This is a genomic window from Streptomyces sp. NPDC057950, from assembly GCF_042887295.1.
In the GTDB taxonomy this organism is placed as follows: Bacteria; Actinomycetota; Actinomycetes; order Streptomycetales; family Streptomycetaceae; genus Streptomyces; species Streptomyces kaempferi.
In genome coordinates this window covers 108,187-130,192 of the sequence record NZ_JBHVPP010000020.1, presented here as the reverse complement: position 1 = coordinate 130,192, position 22,006 = coordinate 108,187, and the positions used below count along the sequence as shown (strand labels likewise).

The following is a 22,006-nucleotide window of genomic DNA, read 5'->3' as shown; positions in this document are numbered from 1 at the left end:
CTAGCGTCGTTGCTGTTTGCACTATCAACCCGGGAAGAGCTCCTATGTCCAATATCGATGACAACCCGTCACAAGAGCCGACCGAGCGGAGTCGGCGAGGTTTTCTGCGCACCGCGGCACTGGCCGGTGCGGGAGCGGCAGCCGTGGGAGTCGGCGGGACCGTGGTCGGCGGAACGCCCGCGTTCGCCGCGGAGTCCGCCAAGAGCGGCGGCAGGACCGGCACGTGGAGACCGGATCAGACCGCCCTCCAGTTCACCCTTGCGGTCATGCCGGACACCCAGTTCCTGTACTGGGGCAGCCAGGACAGCGTCAACCGGACGCCGCAGGAGGAGTCGTTCCGCTACATCATCGACAACAGCGGAACCGCCACCGACAACATCGTGTTCATGGCACATCTCGGCGACCTGACACAGGACGCCGATCCGTCGTCGTTCCAGCAGGTCGACAAGGCGTTCGCCGTGCTGGACTCGCACGGTGCCGCGTACAGCGTGCTGGCCGGCAACCACGACGTGACCGGCGACGACAGCCGCGGTGACACGCCGTACCTGCAGACCATGGGCCCGCACCGGTTCAAGCGGGCGAAGACGTTCGCCGGAGCGGACCCGACCGGTTACAACACCGCGCACATCTTCCAGGCCGCGGGCCGCTCTTGGCTGGTGCTGGCCCTGGACTGGCGGACCACCGACCAGGGCTTCGCGTGGGCCAACGACGTCATCAAGGCCCACCCGAAGATGCCGGTGATCCTCACGTCGCACGACATCGTCGCTTCGCCGTACGATGACAACGTTTTCCCTTACGAGTCCGGCGACCCGGAGGACAACGCCGTCCTCTCCGGCTACGGCCAGACGGTCTGGGACAAGCTGATCAACGACAACGACCAGATCTTCCTGACCCTCAACGGCCACTACTGGCCGCCCGGGCGTACGACCAGGAAGAACGCCGCCGGCCACGACGTGGCCATGCACATCACGAACTACCAGAACCGCTACTTCGGCGGTGGCGGCATGATCCGGCTGTACCACTTCGACCTGGCCCGCAACACGATCGACGTCGAGACGATCAACCCGTGGATCTTGGCTCAGGACCCGGAGTCGCGCAACGAACTGGCGGCCGAGCACGCGCGGATCACCGGTCCGGTCGACAACTTCTCCATACCGATCGACTTCGAGAAGCGGTTCGCCGGCTTCATCCCGGTCCCGGTCCGGCCGGCCCGCCCGGCCGCCCGTGAACTGGTGAAGGGCACGCTGGCGTACTGGCGCTTCGACGGACAGGGCGCGCCCGGCACCTCGCTCTCCGCGGGCCAGACGATCCACGACCTCTCCGGCAAGGGCAACGACCTGACGGTGGTGACGGTGCCGGGCGCGGCCTCCGACGCGCTGACCTGGTCCGCCGACCACCACCCCGACCAACCCGGGCACGCCAGCCTGAAGTTCGTCGGCGGCAGGAACCCGGTCCACGGCTCGTACCTGAGCACCGGCCCGAAGGCGCCCCTGAACTCCGAGACGTTCACATCCGGGTACACGATCGAGACGTTCGTGATGCTGCCGCTGGACTGGGACTCCGGGAAGAACGGCAACGCGTCGATTCTCAGCCGTCGGGGTTCCGCCGGAGCGGCCGGCAAGCACGGCAAGAACACCGACCCGAACGAGCCGCTGGCGCAGTTCGCCATCACGAACAACGGCCGCGAGGCGCAGTTCAACCACTACCCCCTGAACGACACCTACCCGACGACCAACTGGGGTCACGGCATGGTCGAACTCAAGTGGTGGCACCTGGCGGTGGTCAACGACGGCCGTTTCACGAAGTTGTACGTCGAGGGCGCTCCGGTCGTCGACAACCCGAACCGGCTGTCGGTCGGCCTCACTTCGCTCGGGCTGCCCTGGCTCGTGGGCGGCCACGAGTACGCGGGCGCCGTCGACGTCGTCTTCCACGGCAACGTCGGTGACATCCGCATCGTGAACCGTCCTCTGCGTATGGACGAGTTCCTGACCGCCAAGTAGGGCAATTCCTCCCGTCTCCGGCCACACGCCGGAGACGGGATGCCTCTCCGCGCTACGCCCAGGGGGTGGCTACGGGCCAACTGGTGTCGTCGGCCCATGCGTTCGCGTCGCCCCACGCGTTCGACCCGCCATTGCCGGCGATGTACGCGGTGAAGTCGTAGTGGCACGGGTACTTCTCCGGACAGTTCACAACGGCCGCATGGAGGCCATCCACTTCGGCGACGACAAGGTCTGTGGCCCGGAGCCCGGCAACGGACCCTGGCTCATGGCCGACCTGGAGAACAGCCTCGTCTCCGGGGCCCATCCGCATCTCAACACGAACGACCCGACGGTCGACCACCGATTCCTGACCGCCATCGTCAAGGGTGAGCCGGGCCGCTGGGTCGTCCGAGGCGGCACCGCCCGGTCCGGCGGGCTGTCGACCTCCTACAACGGTGGCCGTCCCAGCGTCGCGGGCCCGCACTCAGCACGGCGACGCCCCGGGTGGGTGTTGTCCGAGGCGCGTCCGACCTGGTGGAGCTGCCCGTCGTAGGCGGAGTACAGGGCGCGGGTGGTGCTGTGGGCGGCGACGCAGGCGGTGCCGCCGGCCACGTAAAGGTCACAGGGCTGTGAGCCTGCCGCCCGCGAGGGCTGCGTGCCGAGGGTGAGCATTCCCGGCGACGGGCGCGCCGGGGGCGCCTGTGGACAGCGCCCACCGTCGGACCCGATCCGACAACGGGATCGATCGGAACAGACACATCGAGCTCTCCTCCGGTGCGGAGGCGGGTCCCGAGTCGACGGCCCGGGACCTGACCGATTCCGTCCGAGGTCGGCATGACCAGCCCGGCACGTGTGCTGGGGAAATGCATGTGCTTCGAGGCACCGGCGCGTGATGCACCGCGCGCCGCCGGGGAGCGAAGAGTCCTGCCAGGGGGACGGCCGCCGCGTCCTGCCGGGCCGGCGTGACGGCCTCAGGTGGCCTCCGGTGTCGGCCGGGCTCAGCCGGCCTCGCGGTCGAGCACCGGTGCCGAGAAGTTTTTCGCGTCTGCCGCGAACTTTGTCGCCGTGCGGCGCATCGGACACGTGTACAGGGCAAGAAGACGGCTCACGGCTGCCCACGGCGGCCGTGCCGCCGGACCAGAATGGAGTGTGATCGTTGTGATGAACGCTTACCGGAACACGGACCAGTCGGCGGTCCGTCCGGCGTCGGGTGCTCGCGGCAACCGCCGAATCAGCCGTGCGGTGCTCGCGGGGGCCGCGGCCGTCGGGCTGGGGCTCGCGGGTACCGCTGTCGCACAGGCCGCACCCGCCGGTGCGACCAGCGCCAAGGCCACGCCCACCTGTTCCGCCTCCGCTCTGAAGGCGACCTTCGGCCAGAAACTGGCCGGCGGCATGAACCACCAGGGCGTGGTCATAAATCTCCGCAACCTCAGCGGCAGGACGTGCGCGCTGCGCGGCTACCCCGGGCTGGGCCTGGAGAACTCCGCTCACAAGACGCTCGCCTCCCACACCCACTGGGGTGACACCTGGTACGCCGCCAGCCCCGCGAAGAAGACCCTCATCCTCAAGGACGGCGAGAGCGCCGAGGCGGTCATCTCCTGGAGCCACGCCAACACCGGCACCGCCGGTGCGGTGCACGCCTCGTATCTCCAGATCACCCCGCCCGCCGCCACACAGCACAAGACGCTGGCCTTTCCCCAGTGGGTCGACCACGGTGACCTGAAGGTCACCGCACTGGCCAGGCACATCGACGTGAACGAGTAACGCGTCGCGTGTGGGGGGCGCCTGTCCCCGCGAACACGCCCACGAGCCCGGATCAAACGGTCCGGGCTCGCGGGCTGTTCGGGGAACGGTCGCGGGAGAACTCCGCACTTCAAGGCGGGGCCCACGGCCGTGCTCCGCACCGCCCGTTGCAGCCCGTTGCAGCCCGTTGCAGCCCGTTGCAGCCCGTTGCCACCGGTACCGCCACCGCGTGCACGACGGCGATGACCGTGACCGCCGCACCAAGTTGCCTAGTTCCGGCGGGTCCTGCGGCGAACGGCTGTGACGAGGCCCGTGCCCGCGCCGACGGTGGCGAGGGCGGCGATGCCCATCAGCAGGGTCGAGTCGCCGGTGCCGGTCGCGGCCAGCGCTTGCGGGTCGTCGGGCGTGGGGGTCGCACCCGCGCCGGGCGCACCCGCGATGCTCGGCGTGGGCATGGGCGTGGCGGGGTGGGTGGGGGTGGGCGTGGCGGTCGGAGTGGAAGGAGTGGACGTAGGAGTGGGGTCCGCCTTCGAGACGTCTATGTCCTGGCTGAAGCTGCCTTGTTCGGGGGCGTCGACATAACTCGCGTCCGCGTCGGGGATCGAGTACACCTCGCTGCTCACTTCTCCGTCGGCCGTCGCCGTGAACGTCAGGGAGAAGTGCCCGTCAGACCCGGTGGCCGTCGTACCTTCGAAGGAGGCCGTGGAGCCCGGCGCGGCCGGCTGGTAGGCCACCCGCACCGTGCCACCCTGGAACGGCTTCCACGTCCGGCCGTCCTGTCGCTCCCAGTACCCCTCCGCGGTGACTTCGCGGGTGCCGCCTGTTCTCGGGCCGACCTTGTAGTCGCCCCGGAACCGGGTAGGACTCGCCGTGCACGTCACCGAGACGTCCGCGTGGGCGCCCCATGAACCGTAGACGGCGGGGTCCAGCCGTCGCATCGCGTACACGTGCACCGTGTAGACACTGTTCTTGTACATCGGGTCCGGGACGCGCTGGTCTATCACGGCGTTCGCGAGCCTGAAGTGTCCCTGTGCGTCGGTGGTCACCGTGCCCAGGCGGTCGAACTCGTCGACCTTCGGTGCCGTAGGGTCCGGATCATCGGGTCGGTACACCCCCCATTCGACCAGATCCACCGTCTGTCCGGGCGCCGACGGATAGGAGCCCGGTCTGTTGTCGTCGATCGCCAGCGTGCCGGTGACGGTGACCGTGCGGTGGTCGTAGTTCGCTGTCGCGGGTGTGACCTTGAGATCGTGGACCACGTACCCGGGATCGTCCTTCGGGGGGTGTGGTTCCGGCCCCGCGGCATGTGCGGCCCCGACGGGCAGACTCATCAGCAGGGAGAGGAGCGCGAGGGCGGCGACCTGTGAATCGGTTCGACGCGCGAATGACGTCAACATGGGCATGGATGTCCTTCCGTTAATGACCGGTTGGACCATCAACGGGCCGGCCCAGTTGTACGGCCTGGCCCGAATCCTCGGGGCCGTCGACCGCCCGACCGCCGGCTGCCGCCTCGGCACCGGACCCTTCACTCCGGATACACCGGGTGTCTCGGTGGAATCGACCTCGCGGCCGCCCAGACCCAGTTCGCGGTCCTCGACCGAAGTCGCCGACTACGGCCGCCGAGCCCCTGCTCAAGTCGCCCATGTGTCACCGGTGCAGGCACGGCAGCGACCGTCCCGACCGGTTCAGACCCCGGTCCGTCACAGCCGCTCGCGAGTTCCCGGTTGCCATCCCCTGCCATCCCCCAGGTGTTCACGCGCTGGGCCGTGCCGCCGCCAGTTCGCGTGCGGTTGCCTTGCCCAGACCGCGGGTGCCACCGGCGACGATGTGCACCCCTCTCCCGGTCGGCGAGCGCGACGCCGACGGCGGCCGGGGTGCCCCAGCCGATGCCCCCGCTGGCGATGCCCAGCAGGCTGTCATCCACGCGTGCCGCCGCGGCAACCGCCGGATTGCCGGTGATCTGCAGGGGTTCCGTGTCCGGGGGCAGGCTGTCGCCGGGCACGTAGGGGTAGTAGCCGAAAACCTCAGCCCCGATGGCGACCGCCAGGTCGTACCCGGTCAGCCGGTCGCTGATGGTCTTCACCGACATCCCCAGCGGACCGCCGAACTGGGGCTGGTCCTCGGGGAACGTCGCACGGTCCAGCAGCGGGGCACCGTAGACGCAAGCACGCAGCTTCTCCGCGAAGGAGACGGCCGTGTCCCAGTCGCCGCTGCGGTCGACCTCCGGCCCGCGGCCCGTGGATATCTATAACCAGATAGTTACTTGCTAGGGTGCGGCGTATGCCACGGGATTCCAGCGCCACCAAAGCCCGGCTGCTCGACGCCGCCTTCACCGAATTCGCCACCCATGGCATCGCCGGAGCGCGAGTGGACAGGATCGCCGAAGCGGCGGGAGCGAACAAGCGGCTGATCTACGTCTACTTCGGTAACAAGGAGCAGTTGTTCGACGAGGTGCTGCGCCTGGCGATGGCGGCGGGAGCCGAGTCCGTGCCGTTCGACGCCGAGGATCTTCCCGGTTACGCCGGAGCGGTCTTCGACCACCTGGTCACCCGGCCGGACCTCATGCGCCTGCGACTGTGGAGGCTGCTGGAGCGCCCCGCCACCACCGGACTCGAAGCGGACGCCTTCCGGCGCAAGACCGCCGAAGTCGCCGACGCCCAGGAGCGCGGCGGCCTCTCCCCGGAGATGCCGCCGGACGATCTCCTGACCATGGTCCTGGCCGTGGCCCAGGCGTGGTTCTCGGCCGCCGAGGATGTCGACCCCGGGGAGATCGGCCGGTCCTGGTCGCCCGAGCGTCTCGCCCTGCACCGTTCGGCGGTCGTCGAGGCCGCACGCCGGATCAGCGTACCGAAGTCCACTGCTCCACACCCATGAGGGCATGAAGGCATGAAGGCATGAAGTAGCCACAAGCACCCACTCGTCATCGCCGAGGTGACCTGAGGACTGCCCTCTGCCCGCGCGACCGGGGGAATCCTCCGGTCTCATCCCCCAGCGCGCGCCTGCGAGGCGTCGTGCCCAGGCTCCCGTCGACGCGATCCGATGAACGGTTCGCGAACGGCGGGTAGGGCTTCGACGAAGAAAGGTGATGGGGCGTGTGAGGCGGGCCGATTTACCGCAACCCTTCCTGTTGATGGTCGGTCTGATCAGCGGCGCCGTGCGGTTCGGCGCTCATCCGCCATCGCGCAGAGGAGATTCCCGTGGTTCGTGCTGCCTGGCCCGCAGAGAGTGCGACGCAGGCGCCGACATCCCCACCGCACGACCCGGGCGGCGGCGAAACGGCGGGCGGATCGGGGACCGGAACGCCGGCCCGGTCAGCGGCCGCAGCGCCGCTTCGCCTCGACATCCAGGGCCTGCGTGCGCTCGCGGTCTCGCTGGTGGTGCTCGCGCACGCCGGCGTCCGGCATGTCGCGGGCGGCTACATCGGGGTCGACGTCTTCTTCGTGATATCGGGCTTTCTCATCACCTCGTTGCTCCTGCGCGAGCTGGCGCGGGACGGCCGCGTCTCGGTGCGGAGGTTCTACGCCCGCCGGGCGCTGCGGCTGCTGCCCGCGTCGACCATCGTCGGGCTCGTGACGCTCTGCGGCGCCTGGCTCTGTCTGTCGAAGATCCGCTTCGAGGAGTACGTGGGGGACGCGCTCAGCAGCACCCTCTACGTGGTGAACTTCCGGCTGGCGAACGCCGGTACCGACTACCTCAACGCGGACAGCCCGCCGTCGCCTTTCCAGCACTTCTGGTCGCTGGCGGTCGAGGAGCAGTTCTACCTGGTCTGGCCCTTGCTGCTGTGGGCCGGCTGGAAGCTCGCGCGGCGCCGGACCGGTCTCGTGGCGGTGCCGTTCGCGATGCTGTGCGTGATCTCCTTCGCGCTGAACGTGCGGGTGACGGCCACCTCGGCCTCCTGGGCCTACTTCGGCTCGCACACCCGCTTCTGGGAACTCGGTGTCGGTGCGCTGCTCGCCCTCGTCGCCGGCAGGCTGGAGCGGTTGCCGACGTGGGCGTCCGGGCCGATGAGCTGGATCGGGCTGGTCTCGCTGCTGGTCGCGGCGCTCCGGTTCGACGACGACACACCGTTTCCCGGGTACTACGCTCTCGTACCGGTGCTCGGCGTGGCACTGGTCCTGGCGGGCGGATGTTCACCCGCGCGGTACGGCGCCGGCAGGCTGCTGTCGCTCCGGCCGGCTGTGTGGGTCGGCGGTCTCTCGTACGGCTGGTACCTGTGGCACTGGCCAGTGCTCCTGATCCTGCCGACGGCGCTGGACAGGCCGGCGACCGCCCCGTTCGGGCTGGTCTGCGCGGCGATCGCCCTGCTGCCGGCCTGGGTCACGCTGCACCTTGTGGAGAATCCGGTGCGGTTCCACCGGGTGTTCCGCGGCCGTCCGGTACGGGCGCTGGGGCTGGGCGCGGCGCTGACCGCGTGCGCCGTGGCGGCGGCGCTGGTCGCGACGGTTTTCCCGCCGCCCATAGCCTCGGACGTGGCGGCGCCGGAGCTGCGGGGCGCGCTCACCGGGGCGGCCGATCCACGGGCGAGGCTGGCCGAGCTGCTGGAAGGACCCCACGACAGTCTGCCGAGCAATCTGACGCCCGGACTCACCAGGATCAAGGGGACGTTGTCCCAGCTCTATCGGGACGACTGCCACATCGGCTATCTGAGCACGGCGACCCCGGCCTGTGTCTACGGTGACCGGTCCGCGTCGAAGGTGGTCGTGCTCTTCGGGGACTCGCACGCGGCCCAGTGGTTCCCGGCGGTCGACCGGCTGGCGAGGGAGCACCACTGGAAGCTGGTCTCGATGACCAAGTCGTCGTGCAAGGTCTCCGCCGTCACCACCGTCTACCAGGGGAAGCCCTACGTGTCGTGCGACGAGTGGCGCACCAAGCAGCTGGCCAGGATCAGGTCCCTGCGTCCCGCTCTGGTGATCGCCTCCTCCTCGGACGCGGCCGACCTGGCCCGACCGTCCGGCGATCCGCGTCGGCAGTGGACCGACGGATTCAAGCGGACCTACAGGGAACTGGTGAGGAGCGGCGCCGAGGTGCTGGCCATCGTGGACACCCCCTGGCCGAAGGGGGACGCGGTCGACTGCGCCGGGACCCATCCGCGGGAGCTGGAGCGGTGCGCGTCCGATATCGGGGACGCCGTCAAGGATCCGGGCAAGAAGCGGGAGATCACCGACGCGGCGGCGGCCACCGGGGTCTCGGTGATCGACCCGCTCCCCTGGCTCTGCGGCACCGGTGGCTGCCCCGTGGTGGTGGGTGACACCTTCGTCTACCGGGACGACAGCCATCTCACCGAGTCCTACGCCGAGGCCCTCGCCCCCGTTCTCGGCCGTGAGATGACAGCCCTGTACGGCGCCGACCTGACCCGGCACCCCGGCCAGGTCACCGAGCCAGCGGCCGGCCGCTGACAAAGGGGGTTCGCCGTAGTGAGGCTCATGGCAGACAAGGGCGACCTCTCGCCGCCACCTCCGTCGGCGAGTTCGAGAGCGAGCCCGGCGAGGGCTGAGTCCCGGCCGGCTCACCCTCGTGCGCGCGGGCGTCCTGGACCCGCTCGATGGTCGACTCGTGAGGGGACATGGTCGGCACTCCATGATGTCGGCCGACTGGTGGCGAACGGGTTCCAGCCGGCCGGAGTCGAACTTGCCACTGGCGCTCTGCTCCGCGTCCGAGTCCTGGGAACGCAGGCCGCGCCGAGGCCGACCCCGGCGCCGGAGGACCCTCCCCGTCGCAGCCGGCCGCGTCGCCGGGGTACGCCGTCTCACGCACCGCGAGAACACGAATCGACAACTCCCGGCGAACGCACCTTTTTTCGTCCGCTCGGGGGGTACACGAGCGCCGAACCCCACTGGAGAACGGCGTCAGGAGTGCCATGCGTGTCAAGGTCGGATACTTCAAGACCAGGTCACTGAGGAGACGACTGAGCCGCTGTGCCCGTGAGGTGTTCGGCTGGGAGGCACTCCGCCCGCCCCAACTCGACGCCATGACAGCCGTGATGGAGGGGCGCGACACCATCGTGGTGATGCCGACGGGTGCGGGCAAGTCCGCCGTGTACCAGGTGCCGGGTGTGCTGCTGGACGGCCCCACCGTCGTGGTCTCGCCCCTGATAGCGCTCCAGCGGGACCAGGTCGCCCATCTCGCCCGCATCAAGGGATCCGACGCCTCGGCCGTCAACTCCGCGCAGCGCCCGCGGGACAACGAGGCCGTGTGGGAGCGCGTGCGCGAAGGCAGCCTGGACTTTCTGTTCGTCTCGCCCGAGCAGCTGGCCAAGGACGAGGTGGTGGAGCAGATCGCCGCGGCCGCTCCCGCGCTGATGGTGGTCGACGAAGCGCACTGCGTGTCCTCGTGGGGATACGACTTCCGGCCCGACTACCTGTCCCTGTGTCATGTGCGCGAACGCATCGGCCGGCCGCCGCTCCTCGCCCTCACCGCCAGCGCGGCGGCTCCTGTACGGGCCGACATCGTGGAGCGGCTCGGCATGCGGGAGGTGCACGAGGTGGTCGCCGGGTTCGACCGCCGCAACATCGCACTGGAGGTCGTACGGCACCAGGAGAACGCCGGGAAGCGCCGGTGGGTGGTGGAGCGGGCCGCGGCCGAGGCCAAACCGGGCATCGTCTACGCGGGAACGCGGCGGGAGGCCGAGGAGTACGCGCAGGAGCTGTCGGCGCTCGGATTCGACAGCGCCGCTTACCACGCGGGGTTGTCGGCGGCTGAGCGCTCCCGGACGCACGACCGCTTCCGGGACGGTGCACTCGACGTCGTCGTCGCCACCTCCGCGTTCGGAATGGGCATCGACAAGCCGAACATCCGCTTCGTGCTGCACGCGTCGGTGCCGGGTTCCCTCGACACCTACTACCAGGAGATCGGCAGGGCGGGCCGCGACGGAGAACCGTCGACCGCGATCCTCGCGTACCGGCCCGAGGACCTCGGTGTGCAGCGGTTCCGGACGGGCGCGCACCCCGACCCCGAGGTGCTGGGCGGGCTGGTCGACGCGGTGCGCGAGCAGCCGGGGCCCGTCACGGCGACCAGTCTGCGCAAGCGCACCGGGCTGTCCCCGACGCCGCTGACGTCGATGCTGCACCTGCTGGAGGAGGCCGGAGCCGTGACGACGGAGAAACGCGGCGGTGTTCGGGCCGTGCCCGGGGCGCGGCGGGACGTCTGCGTCCGCGAGGCGATGCGGATCGCTTCCGCCCGCGTCGACCTGGAGCGTTCCCGGGTGGAGATGATGCGGGCGTACGCGGAGACGAACGGTTGTCGCCGGCGCCACATGCTCGGGTACTTCGGTGAGAGTCTGGCGGAAGGCGACTGCGCGGGGTGCGACACATGCACCCGTGCACGGGAGCTGAAGGAGGCCCCCGCCCGGACCGGAGACATACTTTCCGGTACGGGCCCTGCCCCACTGGAACCCGTGACGGCCGACGGCTCCTTCCCGCCCGGCATGCGGGTGGGGCACACCACGTGGGGCGAGGGCGAGGTGATGAGCGAAGAGGGGAACAGGATCACGGTCCTGTTCGAGAGCGTGGGCTATCGCACGCTCTCGCTGCCCGCCGTCCGGGCCCGGGGCCTGCTGACGCCGGTGTCGTCGTCCACCGCGACGAGCAACTGACGTCCACCTAAGGGCTGTCCCGTAATCCCCGGCGGGCGCACGACGACAGCTACGGCACCTCGCCGCGTTGTCGGATCGCCCGAATACGCCCAGTATGAGGACGACCCTCCGCCTTGCGATGCACCGCATCTGACGCCGCGCGCTGATCCACCGGGGATTACGGGACAGCCCTTAGGCGTCTTCGACACGTGTGATGCATCTTCCGGCCGCCGCCCTGGGATCGTGCTCGCGGCGGCGGTGCCTGGATCAACCGTCGGAACCCCGCGGTCGACGGGAGCAGCGGGCCCAGGACGCGCCGCCGACCAAGTGAGCCCGGCCAAGGCCCACGCGGGAACGGTGTCCGGTGCCCTCGTCAGGAACTTCGAGCGGGGGCCTCCCGCGGTGATGCGGGCCGGCAGTTCCCGAGCCCCGCGCGTGCGTGGATGGGTGGGATGCGGGAACTGCCCGCACTCGCGAGCGCCCGTCGCACGTCGCGAGGCGCCCCTCACCCGGTGCGCGCCCGGACCGATTACGACGCTGCGGCTGTTTCGGTCAGCTTCTGGAATTCCCCGAGGTCGGAGTGGGCGAGCGTCGAATCCAGAGCCCGGCGTACGTGACGCAGGAAGCTCGGCCACCGGGTGACAGCTGGGACGCCGACCCGCCCTGACACCGGTCAGTTGTTCCTGGGCTTCCCGACGCCGTCTCCAGCGGATGAGGCCGCGGGCGAGCGGGACGACGGCGTAGTGAAGTTCGGTGCGGCCCTGCTGCTCAGTCGATACAGAACTCGTTGCCCTCGATGTCCCGCATGGGGATGCACGAATCATTGCCGTCGTACAGCGTGCGCACGTGCACCGCGCCGAGCGGGACCAGTCGTGCGCATTCGGCCTCGAGGGCGGTGAGGCGCTCTTCACCCACGAGTCCGGTGCCGACCCGCACGTCAAGGTGCAGCCGGTTCTTGGCGGCCTTTCCTTCGGGGACACGCTGGAAGTACAGGCGCGGGCCCACGCCTGAGGGATCAACGCACGCGAACCATGCGTCCCGCAGATCGGATGGCTGCGAGCGCTTGAAATCGTCCCAAGTGGCAAACCCCTCCGGGGGCGGTGGTACGACGTATCCCAAGACCTCACACCAGAATCGGGCGAGGCGTTCGGGTTCTGCGCAGTCGAAGGTCACCTGGAACTTCTTGATCGCTGGCATCGGCGTACCGTAGCAGGGGTACTGTGCGGCTCGGTTCCCGAGGATCGGCCCGCGACCCCGTCGCCCACTGGACCACCCGATCACCCGATCACCCGATCACCCGATCACCCACGGGACAACCCGTCGACGGCGAAGTCGCACGGCGGCGTCGACGCCCTTCAGTCGGACGTCAACGCCCTCGCGGATCCCCGGTGGCACCGGATGCTGGGCAGAGTCGTTCCCCGCACAGACCCCCGCAGCGGTCGTCCTCGTTCTCGGACCCGGGTCAGTCCGTCGGGCGACGGGCGGCGAGAGCCTGGAGGCGGGCGGACGTGCCGTCACGCCGTGCACGCCACACCCCGTATTTGGCCAGGAGCCCGTTCGAGACGGTCAGCAGAGTCCTGTACGGCGGTGCGGCCAAGCCCTTGGACGTGTGAGGCGCGTAGATGGCGCCCTTTTCGTTGACCGTGAGCCAGCCGGTGAGCGTTCGCATTCCCAGACCGACGCATTGCGGCTGGAAGGCGTGGGCGAGAAAGCCGGCTCTACGGCCGCCCGATGGGAGCAGCCCTGTGGGCAGGTCGAGGTGCAGCCCCGCCTCGTCGTGGCCGGTGACTTTCACGGGGACGATGACGGGCGAACCGTCCGCGCCGCGGTAGGCCAGGAGCCGATGCGGCAGTCGCTGGATCTGACGTGCGACCGCGGCGAGTTCGACGCGTGGGCCGGTACCGTTCTTCGGTGCTTCCTGTTCCGCCGGGTGGTGCGGCCAGGCGGCGCCCGTGACCGCTTTCACCCCTCGGGCCGCGAGGTTCTCCCACACGGCGACACGCTTGAGTTCGAGGTCGACGAAGACGCGCTCTTGGTGGTATTCGCGCAGCAGCCAGTCCCACAACGGCCCACGCCTGACTTCTCCGAGGAACGGCTCAGAGGCCCGCATCAGCTCGGCCAGACGCTCCGGCGATGGACGCAAGTCGACCGACGCGGCGCCTTGGGCGAGCACGTACGAGCCACTCGCGGCAAAGCCGTGCTCGCGTGTGTGATAGGCGAGGGCCACGTTCGGGTCGCGCAGGATCCGTTCCAGCTTCTTCGGGAAGCCGAGTGAAGTGGTGAATCCGAGCAGGCCGTTCTCCCGATTCCCGAGTCCCAACGGCGAGACGCTCGTGACCACGGCGCCGCCGGCCGGAGTGACATAGGCGACCGCCACGGTGAGATCCCCCCTGATCGCAGCGTCCGCGGCGTCGGGCCACCTGACCGGTTCGGAGGTCATGCGCCGATCCCGCGCAGGATGCCGAGATCGGCCGCTGCCTGGAGACGCATCGCGGGAACGAGCGGACGCACCGGCTCCGGCAGGCCCGCGAGCACCATCTCGACTTCCGCGGGGGTTCCCACCTCGTCGAGGAAGCCGACCATGAGGTGGCCGGCCACGGGTGGCGTGGTCGCGATCACGCGCTGCGCGAAGTCCTCCCACTCCGCCGGGCTGACGTGCTCGCGAAGTGCCGGGAAGAGGACGGGTTCTTCATGGGTCAGGTGGTCGTGCACGACGTCGCGGACCGTCGCCGCCGCGTCGTGCAGCGTGGCACGAACCACTGCCTCACTCCCGACGGCCGCACCGTCGCCGGTGCTGGGCGTGGCCGTCTCCAGCGGATCGCCGCCGGATTCGCCGACGTGCAGGGCGACGCCCGCCAACCGGTCGAGCGCGGCGTCCAGTTGGTCATGCTCGTCGGTGAGTGATGCCAGCGCGTGTGCGGCGGTCGGCGCGGTCGCAACGATCCGGGGCCAGAGGTCGTCGTCCTCGGTCTGGTGGTGGTGCCGCAGGTTGGCCACCAGGAAGTCGCGCAGTCGCGCGGTCGCGCTGAGGGGCACCGAGGCGTCGAGGGCCGCTTCGGCCAACAGGGTGGTGGCCGCTCGATGGACCTCGTGGGCCAGCCGGGTCTCGATGACCGCCGCCGTTTCCGTGGGGGGGTTCAGTGTCATGTAGCGCAACATATTCATTAGATGGATCTATTGTCAATATAGTGACCTATGGTGCGCGCTGTATACTGCGTCGGTGACGACCCGCAAATACACCTCGACCCGACGCGTCAATTCGGCGGCTGCGACCCGCGAGGCCATTCTGAGCAGCGCGCATGCGCTCTTCCTGGCCCGCGGGTATGCCGGGGTCACCATTGGGGAGATCGCGGAGGCGGGGAACGTCGCCGTGCCGACCGTGTACAGCAGCGTGGGGAGCAAGCCCAGTATCCTGACGGCCCTGCTGGAGCCGGCTCTGACGGACCCGGCCATCGCCGGCACCCTGGCCGCGGTCGAGGTCAGCGACGACCCTCGCATCGTGATCGAGTTGACCGCCGAGGGCACCCGCGTCACACACGAACGCCACTGGGACCTCGTGTACGAGCTCTTCTATCGGAATCCACCGGGTGAGCCCGCGGTGAAGGCAGTGCTGGACAGGGGGGCGGATGACTACGTCCAAGCCCTGACCCGCGTGGCCAACCGCCTTGTCACACTCGACGCACTCCACGCCGAGGTGGGTCCCGCGGAGGCCGTCGACCTGCTCTGGTTTCATCTGGGGCCGCACGCCTGGATCACGCTCGTCGGTGAACGCGCCTGGTCGTTCGACCGGGCCCAAGCCTGGACCGCCCGCTCCGCCTGCCGGGCACTCTTGAGAGACAGGTCCGCGTGAACGAGCGCTGCGTCGTCGGTAAACGGCTGCCTGGCCGAGCCGTCGCCCACGGCCGCACATCGCGCGGGGACAGATCTTGAAGTCCGCGGAACCCCGAGTCGCCGGTGCCGCAACTCACGCCTGTCCTCACTTCGCGGTGTGATCTGACAGCGCGGGGGCGAGCCGGGTAGACGGCCGAGTAGATCCCGTCAACGATCCCGCGCTCGAAACACCTCTTGACGCCATCAACGGTTACATTCACGGCTTCCTCGGGCGCGTTCTCAGTCCGCCCGAATAGACGTCGGAGTGCAGCGCCCTCATTGCACTCCGAACCGGATCAGAGCCGGCCGTCGTGCGATCTCCTCGTGGATGGGTACATGGCCATGGGCACCCTGTAGACGCGGCCCGTGCTCCGCGCGGTCCGGGTGAACCCACCCGGCAGCGACAAGGTCGAGCGCCGGTCGTGGAGGGCAGGGCCGGCACGCTGCACGGAGGGCGATCTGGCCGCGGACGCCGGTCCACCTGAGGTGGCCACCCTGCTGCCGGCGGTCCTGCGGGACATCGAGTTCCTCGCGAAGACCGACATGGACGCCTCCGCCCTCGTACAGATCGGCCGCTCCGCGCTGTCGAACCTGCTTCGCCGTTGATCTCACGGCAGTTGCCCGACTCTTCATCCGGACGAGGGTGCCCCACTCACCCATCGCTCCCACGCTCGCGCCGCTCAGCGCGGCCACCCGGCTTCGCCTCCGTCCGCAGGTCGGATGACGCCCCGGCCCGTTGACCACCGCGGAGACGCACCGGTTGCGATCCGAACCCCGATCCGAACCCCCCATCGGCGTCCACGCCCGGACAGGGGGACCGGTCGCGTGCGTCGGCGGCGCGACGCGGCGCGACCGGAAGGTCGCCGGATTCAGTCGCGGTAGGCCTTCATCAGGTGGAGCCACACCTCGCTGATCGTCGGAAAGCAAGGCACCGCGTGCCAGAGGCGGTCCATGGTGATGCCTCCGGCCACGGCGACGGTCGCGGAGTGGAGGAGTTCGGCCACCCCGGGGCCCACGAAGGTGACGCCGAGGAGGTGGTGACCGTCCAGGTCGACCACCATCCTGGCCCGTCCCCGGTAGCCGTCCGCGTACAGGAACGCCCCCGGGACCGCGCCCATGTCGACGTCGACGACCTTCGTCCGGTGGCCCGCCCGTTCCGCCTCGGCCGCCGTGAGTCCTACGGAGGCGGCTTCGGGGTCGCAGAAGAAGACCTGGGGGACCGCCTGGAAGTCGGCGGTCGTGGCATGGGCTCCCCACACTGCCGTGTCGAGGCTCTCTCCCCGGGCGAGGGCTCCGATGGCCTCTCCCGCGATGCGGGCCTGGTACTTGCCCTGGTGGGTGAGGAGGGCGTGGTGGTTGACGTCACCCGCCGCGTACAGCCACCCGCCGTCGACGCCGCGCACGCGACAGGCGTCGTCGACGTCCAGCCAGGCTCCGGGGGCGAGCCCGATCGTGTCCAGGCCGATGTCGTCGGTGAGCGGGGTGCGTCCGGTGGCGAAGAGGACCTCGTCCGCTTCGAGTTCGGCGCCGCCGGCCAGCCGCACGGTGACGGGACCGGCGGGGTCGGGCCTGCTCAAGGACACGACGTCGGTGTTCGTGCGCACGTCCACACCCGACTCCGCCAGGCCGCGCGCCACCTCTTCCCCGACGAAGGGCTCCATGCGCGCGAGCAGACCGGATCCTCGGGCCAGGAGGGTGACCCGCGCGCCGAGGCCCTGCCACGCGCTCGCCATCTCGACGGCGACCCCGCCCCCGCCGATCACGACGAGGCTGCCGGGCACCCGCTCGGAATCGGTGGCTCTGCGGTTGTTCCACGGGCGTGCCTCCTCGACGCCGGGAAGGTCGGGGATGAAGGCGCCGCTGCCCGTGCACACCACGACAGCATGCCGCGCCTCCAGCATGTGCCGTGCACCGTCCGGGCCCTCCACGGCCACGCGTCGCTCCCCCACGAGCCGCCCGTGGCCGCGGACCAGCGTGGCCCCCAGCGCCGTCATGTTGTCGGCCTGCCCGCCGTCGTTCCAGTCCGCCACGACACGGTTCCGGCGCGCGAAGGCACCGCGCGGGTCCACCGTGCCGGTGACTGCGGCGCTCGCCCCCTCGACCCGGCGTGCGTCGGCGACGGCGACCACGGGGCGCAGCAACGCCTTGCTCGGGATGCAGGCCCAGTACGAGCACTCGCCGCCCACGAGTTCGCGCTCGACCAGGGCGACGGAGAGGCCGGCGGCCCGCGCCCGCTCCAGCACGGTCTGGCCCACGGGGCCGGCACCCACCACGATGACGTCGTGGACACCTGCGTTGTCATGCGGCGTCGTTTCCATGACACATCCTCATTCATCTGTAGGGGAGTGTTGGGTGCTGCTCTCACCGTGCGACCGGCGGGCGCCGATCACGACGCTCCAGGGACCGCACGGCAGTGGACGCGGTCGGTCGTCCCGTTCCGCGCAGCTTCGAGTACGAGCCTGTCGCGGCGGATCCGGGTGCCCAGGAGACCCCCCACGACTTCGAGAAACACCATCAGGTCGCGATCGCTGCAAGCGGTACCGGGGAACCCGTCACGCCCACACCGGCGCGTCGTCACGGTCCGGCCCACGGCCAGGGGCGGTTCACTCACGACGACCGGGGCGCTGATCATCACCCCAGCTTGCCCTGCAAGGGCCCGTCCAACGAGCCAACACCCCGTCGTCGAGCACCACCGGCCCGGCACAAGCGGAGCCGGATTCGCCCGCAATACCAGAAGCGAGGACGTGGTTCTCGGGTCAGCCGTACCAATGGTATGTAAACTTATTATAACGGTGATAAATTGGACAGATGCAAGAGCGGTCCGTACGTACCCGGCAGCGGGTTCTGCGCGCCGCCGCGGAGCTCCTGGGCTCCCAGGGACGTGCGGGCATCTCGACGCGGGCCGTGAGCGCGGCGGCCGGCGTGCAGCCGCCGACTCTGTACCGGCTGTTCGGGGACAAGGACGGTCTGCTCGACGCCCTCGCGGCATACGGCTTCCAGCAGTATCTGCGCGAGAAGCAGGCCCTCGAGCAGACCGACGACCCCGTCGCCGATCTGCGCCGGTCCTGGGACCTGCACGTCGAGTTCGGTCTCTCACGGCCGGGTTTCTACGTACTGATGTACGGCGAAGGCCGTTATCGCGGCGGTATACCGGAGGGACTCGAGACCATCGCGATCCTCCGCCGGATTCTTGCCCGGGTGGCCGCAGCCGGCCGGCTGTGCACGAGTGTCGAGCGGGCCACGCGGCTCGTCCATGCCATGGGCCTGGGTGTCGTGCTGTCACTCATCGCGACGCCCCCTTCCGAGCGGGACCAGGACCTGCCGGCAACGGCCCGTGAACACGCACTGCGCATGATCACGACCGCCTGCACCGTCGAGGAGCGGAACGTAGACGTGGCACGCCGAGCCGCGGCCCTGCGCGAGGCGTTGTGCCAGGGCGACATCACCCCGATGACACCGTCCGAGCGCGCACTCCTGAGGGACTGGCTCGACCGTCTCGCGGACGGGAGTCCCCCCGCCCGATCGACACCCTGAAGGAAGGACGGCGCCGATGGCCAGAGCCAGGGACACGATGCCGGACGCCGCGCAAGGAGCCGGGCACAGGGTCGGCACGGCCATGGCCGCGGTGGATGCGCGCGGGGTGGTGGTCGCGTGGGGCCGGGAGGCCGAGCGACTCAGCGGCCTTTCGGCCCCTGACGTGATCGGACGGTGCGCCGGGCGGCTGCTGGCGGACCCGGAGGTGATCCTGAGGTCGCCCGCGTTCACGGATCGGAGCCGCCGGGAGGACGGTTGGTCCGGGGCGGCCGGGCTCCGCCGCGCCGACGGCAGCCTGCTGGACGTGTACCTGCGTGTCTGCCCCCTCACCGAGCGGGACGGTGGAGTGCGGTGGCTGGTCACCGCGACCGAGATGACCACTGTTCCCTCCTGGCCGATGAACGGGGCCGGGGTGCAGGCACTTCTCACCGGGGCGCCCATCGGCATCGCCGTACGCGACACCGACCTGCGTTGCACCTGGGTCAACGACGCGCTGGCACTTCAGGACGGCATCCCCCGCGAGAAGAGGCTCGGTCGCCGGCTGACGGAGGTGCTGCCGGGAACCGAGGCCGAGTCGGTCGAGGCGGTGATGCGGCTGGTCCTGAAGAGTGGGGAGCCGCTGGTCGATCACGAATACCGCACGTGGATGTCGACGAAGCCACAGCAGGAGCGCTCGTTCTCGACCTCGTTCTTCCGCCTCGACGACGCCGACGGGCGCACCTTGGGGGTGTGCGCCATGAGCGTCGATGTGACGGACCGGCAGCGGGCCCGCGAGCGTCTGGCCGTGCTCAGCGAGGCCAGTACCCGGATCGGCACCACGTTGGAGGTGATGAGAACCGGGCAGGAACTCGCCGACCTGGCCGTGGCCCGTATCGCGGACTTCGTCGCCGTGGACCTGGCGGAGTCCGTCGCGCTGGGCGAGGACTCGCTGACCCGGCTCGGCTCGACGAACGGTTACGTGCCCGCCTTTCGCCGGGCCGGGGTGGCATCGATTCACGAGGGCAATCCGGAGTCGCTCTGGTCGCGCGGCGACGTCGTGTCCGTACCGGCCCCTTCCCCCTTCACGGAGGTCCTGGCCTCGGGTGTGTCACATCTCGAACCGGTGGTCAACGCCTCGCGAGGCACCTGGCTCGACCGGGATCAGGGACGGTCGGACAGGATGCGCACGCACGCGATGCACTCCCTGATGATCGTCCCGATCCACGCGCGCGGTGCGGTGCTGGGCGTGGCGGTCTTCTTCCGCATGGGCGACTCCGAGCCCTTCGAGACGGACGACCTGCGGCTGGCCGAAGAACTCGTCGCACGCGCCGCCCTCTCACTGGACAGCGCCCGCCGCTTTGTACGCGAGCATGCCGCGGCCCTCGCCCTTCAGCGCAACCTGCTGCCGGGGCGGCTCGACGGCGGAGTGGCCGTGGAAGTGGCATCCCACTACGTTCCCGCCGACACACAAAGTGGCGTGGGCGGCGACTGGTTCGACGTCATCCCGCTGTCCGGCGCCCGGGTGGCCCTGGTCGTGGGCGACGTGGTCGGGCACGGCATCAACGCCGCGGCGACCATGGGCCGGCTCCGGGCCTCGGTGCACACGCTCGCCAACATGGACCTGTGCCCGGACGAGTTGCTGGCACACCTCGACGACACCATCTCGCGCCTCGACGTGGAGGACAGCGGCATTCCGGGGCGGGCCGGCGCGGAGGCCGGCACCACCTGCCTGTATGCCGTCTACGACCCGGCCACCCGGCGCTGCACGATGGCCCGCGCGGGTCACCCGCCGCCCGTCCTGATCTCACCGCAGGGCCGGGTCTGGGTCCCCGACCTTCCGGCCGGTCTGCCGCTCGGTGTCGGACCGGCCTCCTTCGAGGCAGTGGAACTGGAACTGCCCGAGGGTTGTGTGATCGCCTTCTACAGCGACGGGCTCGTGGAGACCCGGGATCAGGACATCGACGCGGGGATACGTCGGCTGGGCACCGCCTTGGCACGACAGGACCGGTCCTTGGACGAACTCTGCAACGCCGCGTTCGACACCCTCCCGACCAGAGCCCTCGAGGACGACGCCACTCTGCTGCTGGCGCGGACACGTTCGCTCATGCCGTCGCAGATCGCCACCTGGGACCTGCCGCGCGATCCCGTCGTCGTCGCGCACGCCCGGGGCCTGGCCGGCGCCCAGTTGACCGGATGGGGGCTGGAGGCTCTCACCGCCACGACGGAACTCATCGTCAGCGAGCTGGTCACCAACGCCGTACGACACGGTGCCGGTTCCATCACCCTTCGCCTCATCCGCCACGAAGTGCTGGTCTGCGAGGTGACCGACACCAGTGATTCCGTCCCGCGTCTGCGCCATGCCCGTCCGACGGACGAGGGCGGCCGCGGCCTCTTCCTCGTCGCGCAGCTGTCCAGTCGGCGAGGCACCCGGCACTCCTCCACCGGTAAGACCGTCTGGGCCGAGCAGGAAATCAACATCCCCGGGCCCTTGAGGACGCTCGAGGGCTAGCCGACAGCGGCAGCGAGACCCGGGAAGAGGGCGACCCCGACGGCTACCAGCGCGGGCGACGGCCGCAGCACAAATGGTTGCGTTAAGTTAATAGACAAGTACTCAACGTGACCTTCTGTCGAAATGGGCCGCTTGTGAACGAGCTGATCAAATACCTGCAGGACAACATGCTCATCGACTTCCGGGGCGAGATCACCCTGGAGACAGTGCGCGGCTTCCTCCGCGAGGACAACGGCAAGGAGGCCCAAGACCTCCTCAGGAAGGTCGACGAGGAGGAGGGCGTCCACGACATGCTGGTCACCCTGGCCGACAACCTGAAGGAACACATCGAGGGAGGCGTCGACGCGAAAGCGCTCAGGGAGCAGCTCTCGCACTACTCGGAGTCGTAAGCCCTCTGTCACTCCTGGTCTCACCGGGCAGGAAACGTCCGGCGAGACCAGGGGAACGCCCGGCGGGTGGTTCGCACCCGACGCCCGCCGCCACGCGCGGAGGGCGGGTGACACCCGACTCCTCCCGGCGGGCGCTCAGACAGTCCCGCTTCCGCCTCACTCCCCCTCCCTGCCCGCGCCGGCGGCCTGGAGCCGGTGACGCAGCGCCGCCCACCCCGCGGACGGACTGCCCGGACGGAGCGACCAGTACGGGTGGTGCAGCAGCCGGGCGTGCAGCCGGACCAGGTCACGCCGCAGCCGCGCGCCCTGCCCGGGAGACGCACCGGCCAGAGCCCGATAGGTGCGGGTGTACGCCAGATGCAGCTCGATCAGGTCAGGAGGGAAGGAGTCACGCGCCATACTCCCAATTAGAGCACGTGTTCGATTTTCTGCA

18 protein-coding genes and 2 pseudogenes are annotated in these 22,006 nt (G+C 69.8%); 11 read left to right on the top strand and 9 right to left on the bottom strand.

From position 1 onward, the window contains the following. The first annotated feature begins 44 nt into the window (after positions 1-44). The gene (locus ACFVTC_RS29990) at positions 45-2,000 is read left to right on the top strand and encodes a LamG-like jellyroll fold domain-containing protein (RefSeq protein ID WP_390131619.1); all 1,956 of its coding nucleotides are present in this window, start codon (positions 45-47) and stop codon (positions 1,998-2,000) included. A gap of 52 nt (positions 2,001-2,052) precedes the next feature. Here ACFVTC_RS29990 and ACFVTC_RS29985 read toward each other — a convergent pair whose 3' ends face one another. After that, positions 2,053-2,214 (bottom strand): hypothetical protein, encoded by a 162-nt coding sequence (locus ACFVTC_RS29985; protein ID WP_390131618.1) that lies wholly within the window; start codon positions 2,212-2,214, stop codon positions 2,053-2,055. Between ACFVTC_RS29985 and ACFVTC_RS29980 the strand changes: the two are divergent. Further along, positions 2,200-2,400, top strand: a pseudogene (locus ACFVTC_RS29980) (arabinofuranosidase catalytic domain-containing protein); the annotation flags it as partial. The gene ACFVTC_RS29985 and the pseudogene ACFVTC_RS29980 overlap by 15 nt on opposite strands. A 55-nt stretch (positions 2,401-2,455) precedes the next feature. Here the strand turns inward: ACFVTC_RS29980 and ACFVTC_RS29975 are convergent. Beyond that, positions 2,456-2,651: pseudogene (locus ACFVTC_RS29975) on the bottom strand (arabinofuranosidase catalytic domain-containing protein); the annotation flags it as partial. Between the two features lie 489 nt (positions 2,652-3,140). On the opposite strand from ACFVTC_RS29975, the gene ACFVTC_RS29970 reads away from it, so the two are divergent. Beyond that, complete coding sequence (locus ACFVTC_RS29970; RefSeq protein ID WP_390131617.1) at positions 3,141-3,743, top strand: DUF4232 domain-containing protein; 603 nt, start codon at positions 3,141-3,143, stop codon at positions 3,741-3,743. Positions 3,744-3,991: 248 nt separating this feature from the next. Here the strand turns inward: ACFVTC_RS29970 and ACFVTC_RS29965 are convergent, their stop codons facing one another. Both ACFVTC_RS29965 and ACFVTC_RS29960 read right to left on the bottom strand, forming a co-directional pair. Further along, a complete protein-coding gene (locus ACFVTC_RS29965) occupies positions 3,992-5,119 on the bottom strand; it encodes a hypothetical protein (protein ID WP_390131616.1) in 1,128 nt (375 codons plus the stop codon). 128 nt (positions 5,120-5,247) lie between these two features. Further along, positions 5,248-5,967 (bottom strand): hypothetical protein, encoded by a 720-nt coding sequence (locus ACFVTC_RS29960; protein WP_390131701.1) that lies wholly within the window; start codon positions 5,965-5,967, stop codon positions 5,248-5,250. A gap of 35 nt (positions 5,968-6,002) precedes the next feature. Between ACFVTC_RS29960 and ACFVTC_RS29955 the strand changes: the two genes are divergently transcribed. From ACFVTC_RS29955 to ACFVTC_RS29945, 3 genes are all read left to right on the top strand, one after another. After that, positions 6,003-6,596 (top strand): TetR/AcrR family transcriptional regulator, encoded by a 594-nt coding sequence (locus tag ACFVTC_RS29955; protein WP_390131615.1) that lies wholly within the window; start codon positions 6,003-6,005, stop codon positions 6,594-6,596. Positions 6,597-6,919: 323 nt separating this feature from the next. Continuing rightward, on the top strand, positions 6,920-9,118 hold the full coding sequence (locus ACFVTC_RS29950; RefSeq protein WP_390131614.1) for an acyltransferase family protein: 2,199 nt from the start codon (positions 6,920-6,922) through the stop codon (positions 9,116-9,118). Positions 9,119-9,579: 461 nt separating this feature from the next. Next, entirely contained in the window at positions 9,580-11,313 is a 1,734-nt protein-coding gene (locus ACFVTC_RS29945; protein ID WP_390131613.1) for a RecQ family ATP-dependent DNA helicase, read from the top strand. Positions 11,314-12,060: 747 nt separating this feature from the next. On the opposite strand, the gene ACFVTC_RS29940 is transcribed toward ACFVTC_RS29945, so the two are convergent. From ACFVTC_RS29940 to ACFVTC_RS29930, 3 genes are all read right to left on the bottom strand, one after another. Beyond that, a complete protein-coding gene (locus tag ACFVTC_RS29940) occupies positions 12,061-12,489 on the bottom strand; it encodes a VOC family protein (RefSeq protein WP_390131612.1) in 429 nt (142 codons plus the stop codon). Between the two features lie 265 nt (positions 12,490-12,754). Then, on the bottom strand, positions 12,755-13,732 hold the full coding sequence (locus ACFVTC_RS29935) for a hypothetical protein (protein ID WP_390131610.1): 978 nt from the start codon (positions 13,730-13,732) through the stop codon (positions 12,755-12,757). Beyond that, on the bottom strand, positions 13,729-14,439 hold the full coding sequence (locus tag ACFVTC_RS29930) for a hemerythrin domain-containing protein (RefSeq protein WP_390131609.1): 711 nt from the start codon (positions 14,437-14,439) through the stop codon (positions 13,729-13,731). The genes ACFVTC_RS29935 and ACFVTC_RS29930 overlap by 4 nt, the downstream gene beginning before the upstream one ends. Positions 14,440-14,512: 73 nt before the next feature. Here ACFVTC_RS29930 and ACFVTC_RS29925 point away from each other — a divergent pair, with 73 nt between their 5' ends. Both ACFVTC_RS29925 and ACFVTC_RS29920 read left to right on the top strand, forming a co-directional pair. Beyond that, a complete protein-coding gene (locus tag ACFVTC_RS29925; RefSeq protein WP_390131608.1) occupies positions 14,513-15,142 on the top strand; it encodes a TetR/AcrR family transcriptional regulator in 630 nt (209 codons plus the stop codon). Positions 15,143-15,528: 386 nt separating this feature from the next. Beyond that, entirely contained in the window at positions 15,529-15,768 is a 240-nt protein-coding gene (locus ACFVTC_RS29920) for a hypothetical protein (protein WP_390131607.1), read from the top strand. A gap of 263 nt (positions 15,769-16,031) precedes the next feature. On the opposite strand, the gene ACFVTC_RS29915 is transcribed toward ACFVTC_RS29920, so the two are convergent. Further along, positions 16,032-17,480 (bottom strand): dihydrolipoyl dehydrogenase family protein, encoded by a 1,449-nt coding sequence (locus tag ACFVTC_RS29915; protein WP_390131606.1) that lies wholly within the window; start codon positions 17,478-17,480, stop codon positions 16,032-16,034. Positions 17,481-17,970: 490 nt separating this feature from the next. Between ACFVTC_RS29915 and ACFVTC_RS29910 the strand changes: the two genes are divergently transcribed. The 3 genes from ACFVTC_RS29910 (at position 17,971) to ACFVTC_RS29900 (ending at position 21,573) form a co-directional block, all read left to right on the top strand. Then, the gene (locus ACFVTC_RS29910; RefSeq protein WP_390131605.1) at positions 17,971-18,696 is read left to right on the top strand and encodes a TetR/AcrR family transcriptional regulator; all 726 of its coding nucleotides are present in this window, start codon (positions 17,971-17,973) and stop codon (positions 18,694-18,696) included. 16 nt (positions 18,697-18,712) lie between these two features. Continuing rightward, complete coding sequence (locus ACFVTC_RS29905; protein ID WP_390131604.1) at positions 18,713-21,184, top strand: SpoIIE family protein phosphatase; 2,472 nt, start codon at positions 18,713-18,715, stop codon at positions 21,182-21,184. 134 nt (positions 21,185-21,318) lie between these two features. Next, positions 21,319-21,573, top strand: coding sequence for a hypothetical protein (locus tag ACFVTC_RS29900; protein ID WP_390131603.1), 255 nt, complete (start codon positions 21,319-21,321; stop codon positions 21,571-21,573). A gap of 156 nt (positions 21,574-21,729) precedes the next feature. Here ACFVTC_RS29900 and ACFVTC_RS29895 read toward each other — a convergent pair whose 3' ends face one another. Next, the gene (locus ACFVTC_RS29895; RefSeq protein ID WP_390131602.1) at positions 21,730-21,972 is read right to left on the bottom strand and encodes a hypothetical protein; all 243 of its coding nucleotides are present in this window, start codon (positions 21,970-21,972) and stop codon (positions 21,730-21,732) included. Positions 21,973-22,006 lie beyond the last annotated feature (34 nt).

Excerpts from the sequence above, each read along its gene's own strand:
- ACFVTC_RS29935 (WP_390131610.1), bottom strand. The coding sequence starts at position 13,732 with ATGACCTCCGAACCGGTCAGGTGGCCCGACGCCGCGGACGCTGCGATC.
- ACFVTC_RS29905 (WP_390131604.1), top strand. The coding sequence starts at position 18,713 with ATGGCCAGAGCCAGGGACACGATGCCGGACGCCGCGCAAGGAGCCGGG.
- ACFVTC_RS29940 (WP_390131612.1), bottom strand. The coding sequence starts at position 12,489 with ATGCCAGCGATCAAGAAGTTCCAGGTGACCTTCGACTGCGCAGAACCC.
- ACFVTC_RS29965 (WP_390131616.1), bottom strand. The coding sequence starts at position 5,119 with ATGTTGACGTCATTCGCGCGTCGAACCGATTCACAGGTCGCCGCCCTC.
- ACFVTC_RS29955 (WP_390131615.1), top strand. The coding sequence starts at position 6,003 with ATGCCACGGGATTCCAGCGCCACCAAAGCCCGGCTGCTCGACGCCGCC.
- ACFVTC_RS29990 (WP_390131619.1), top strand. The coding sequence starts at position 45 with ATGTCCAATATCGATGACAACCCGTCACAAGAGCCGACCGAGCGGAGT.
- ACFVTC_RS29930 (WP_390131609.1), bottom strand. The coding sequence starts at position 14,439 with ATGACACTGAACCCCCCCACGGAAACGGCGGCGGTCATCGAGACCCGG.
- ACFVTC_RS29895 (WP_390131602.1), bottom strand. The coding sequence starts at position 21,972 with ATGGCGCGTGACTCCTTCCCTCCTGACCTGATCGAGCTGCATCTGGCG.
- ACFVTC_RS29910 (WP_390131605.1), top strand. The coding sequence starts at position 17,971 with ATGCAAGAGCGGTCCGTACGTACCCGGCAGCGGGTTCTGCGCGCCGCC.
- ACFVTC_RS29970 (WP_390131617.1), top strand. The coding sequence starts at position 3,141 with ATGAACGCTTACCGGAACACGGACCAGTCGGCGGTCCGTCCGGCGTCG.
- ACFVTC_RS29945 (WP_390131613.1), top strand. The coding sequence starts at position 9,580 with ATGCGTGTCAAGGTCGGATACTTCAAGACCAGGTCACTGAGGAGACGA.
- ACFVTC_RS29915 (WP_390131606.1), bottom strand. The coding sequence starts at position 17,480 with ATGGAAACGACGCCGCATGACAACGCAGGTGTCCACGACGTCATCGTG.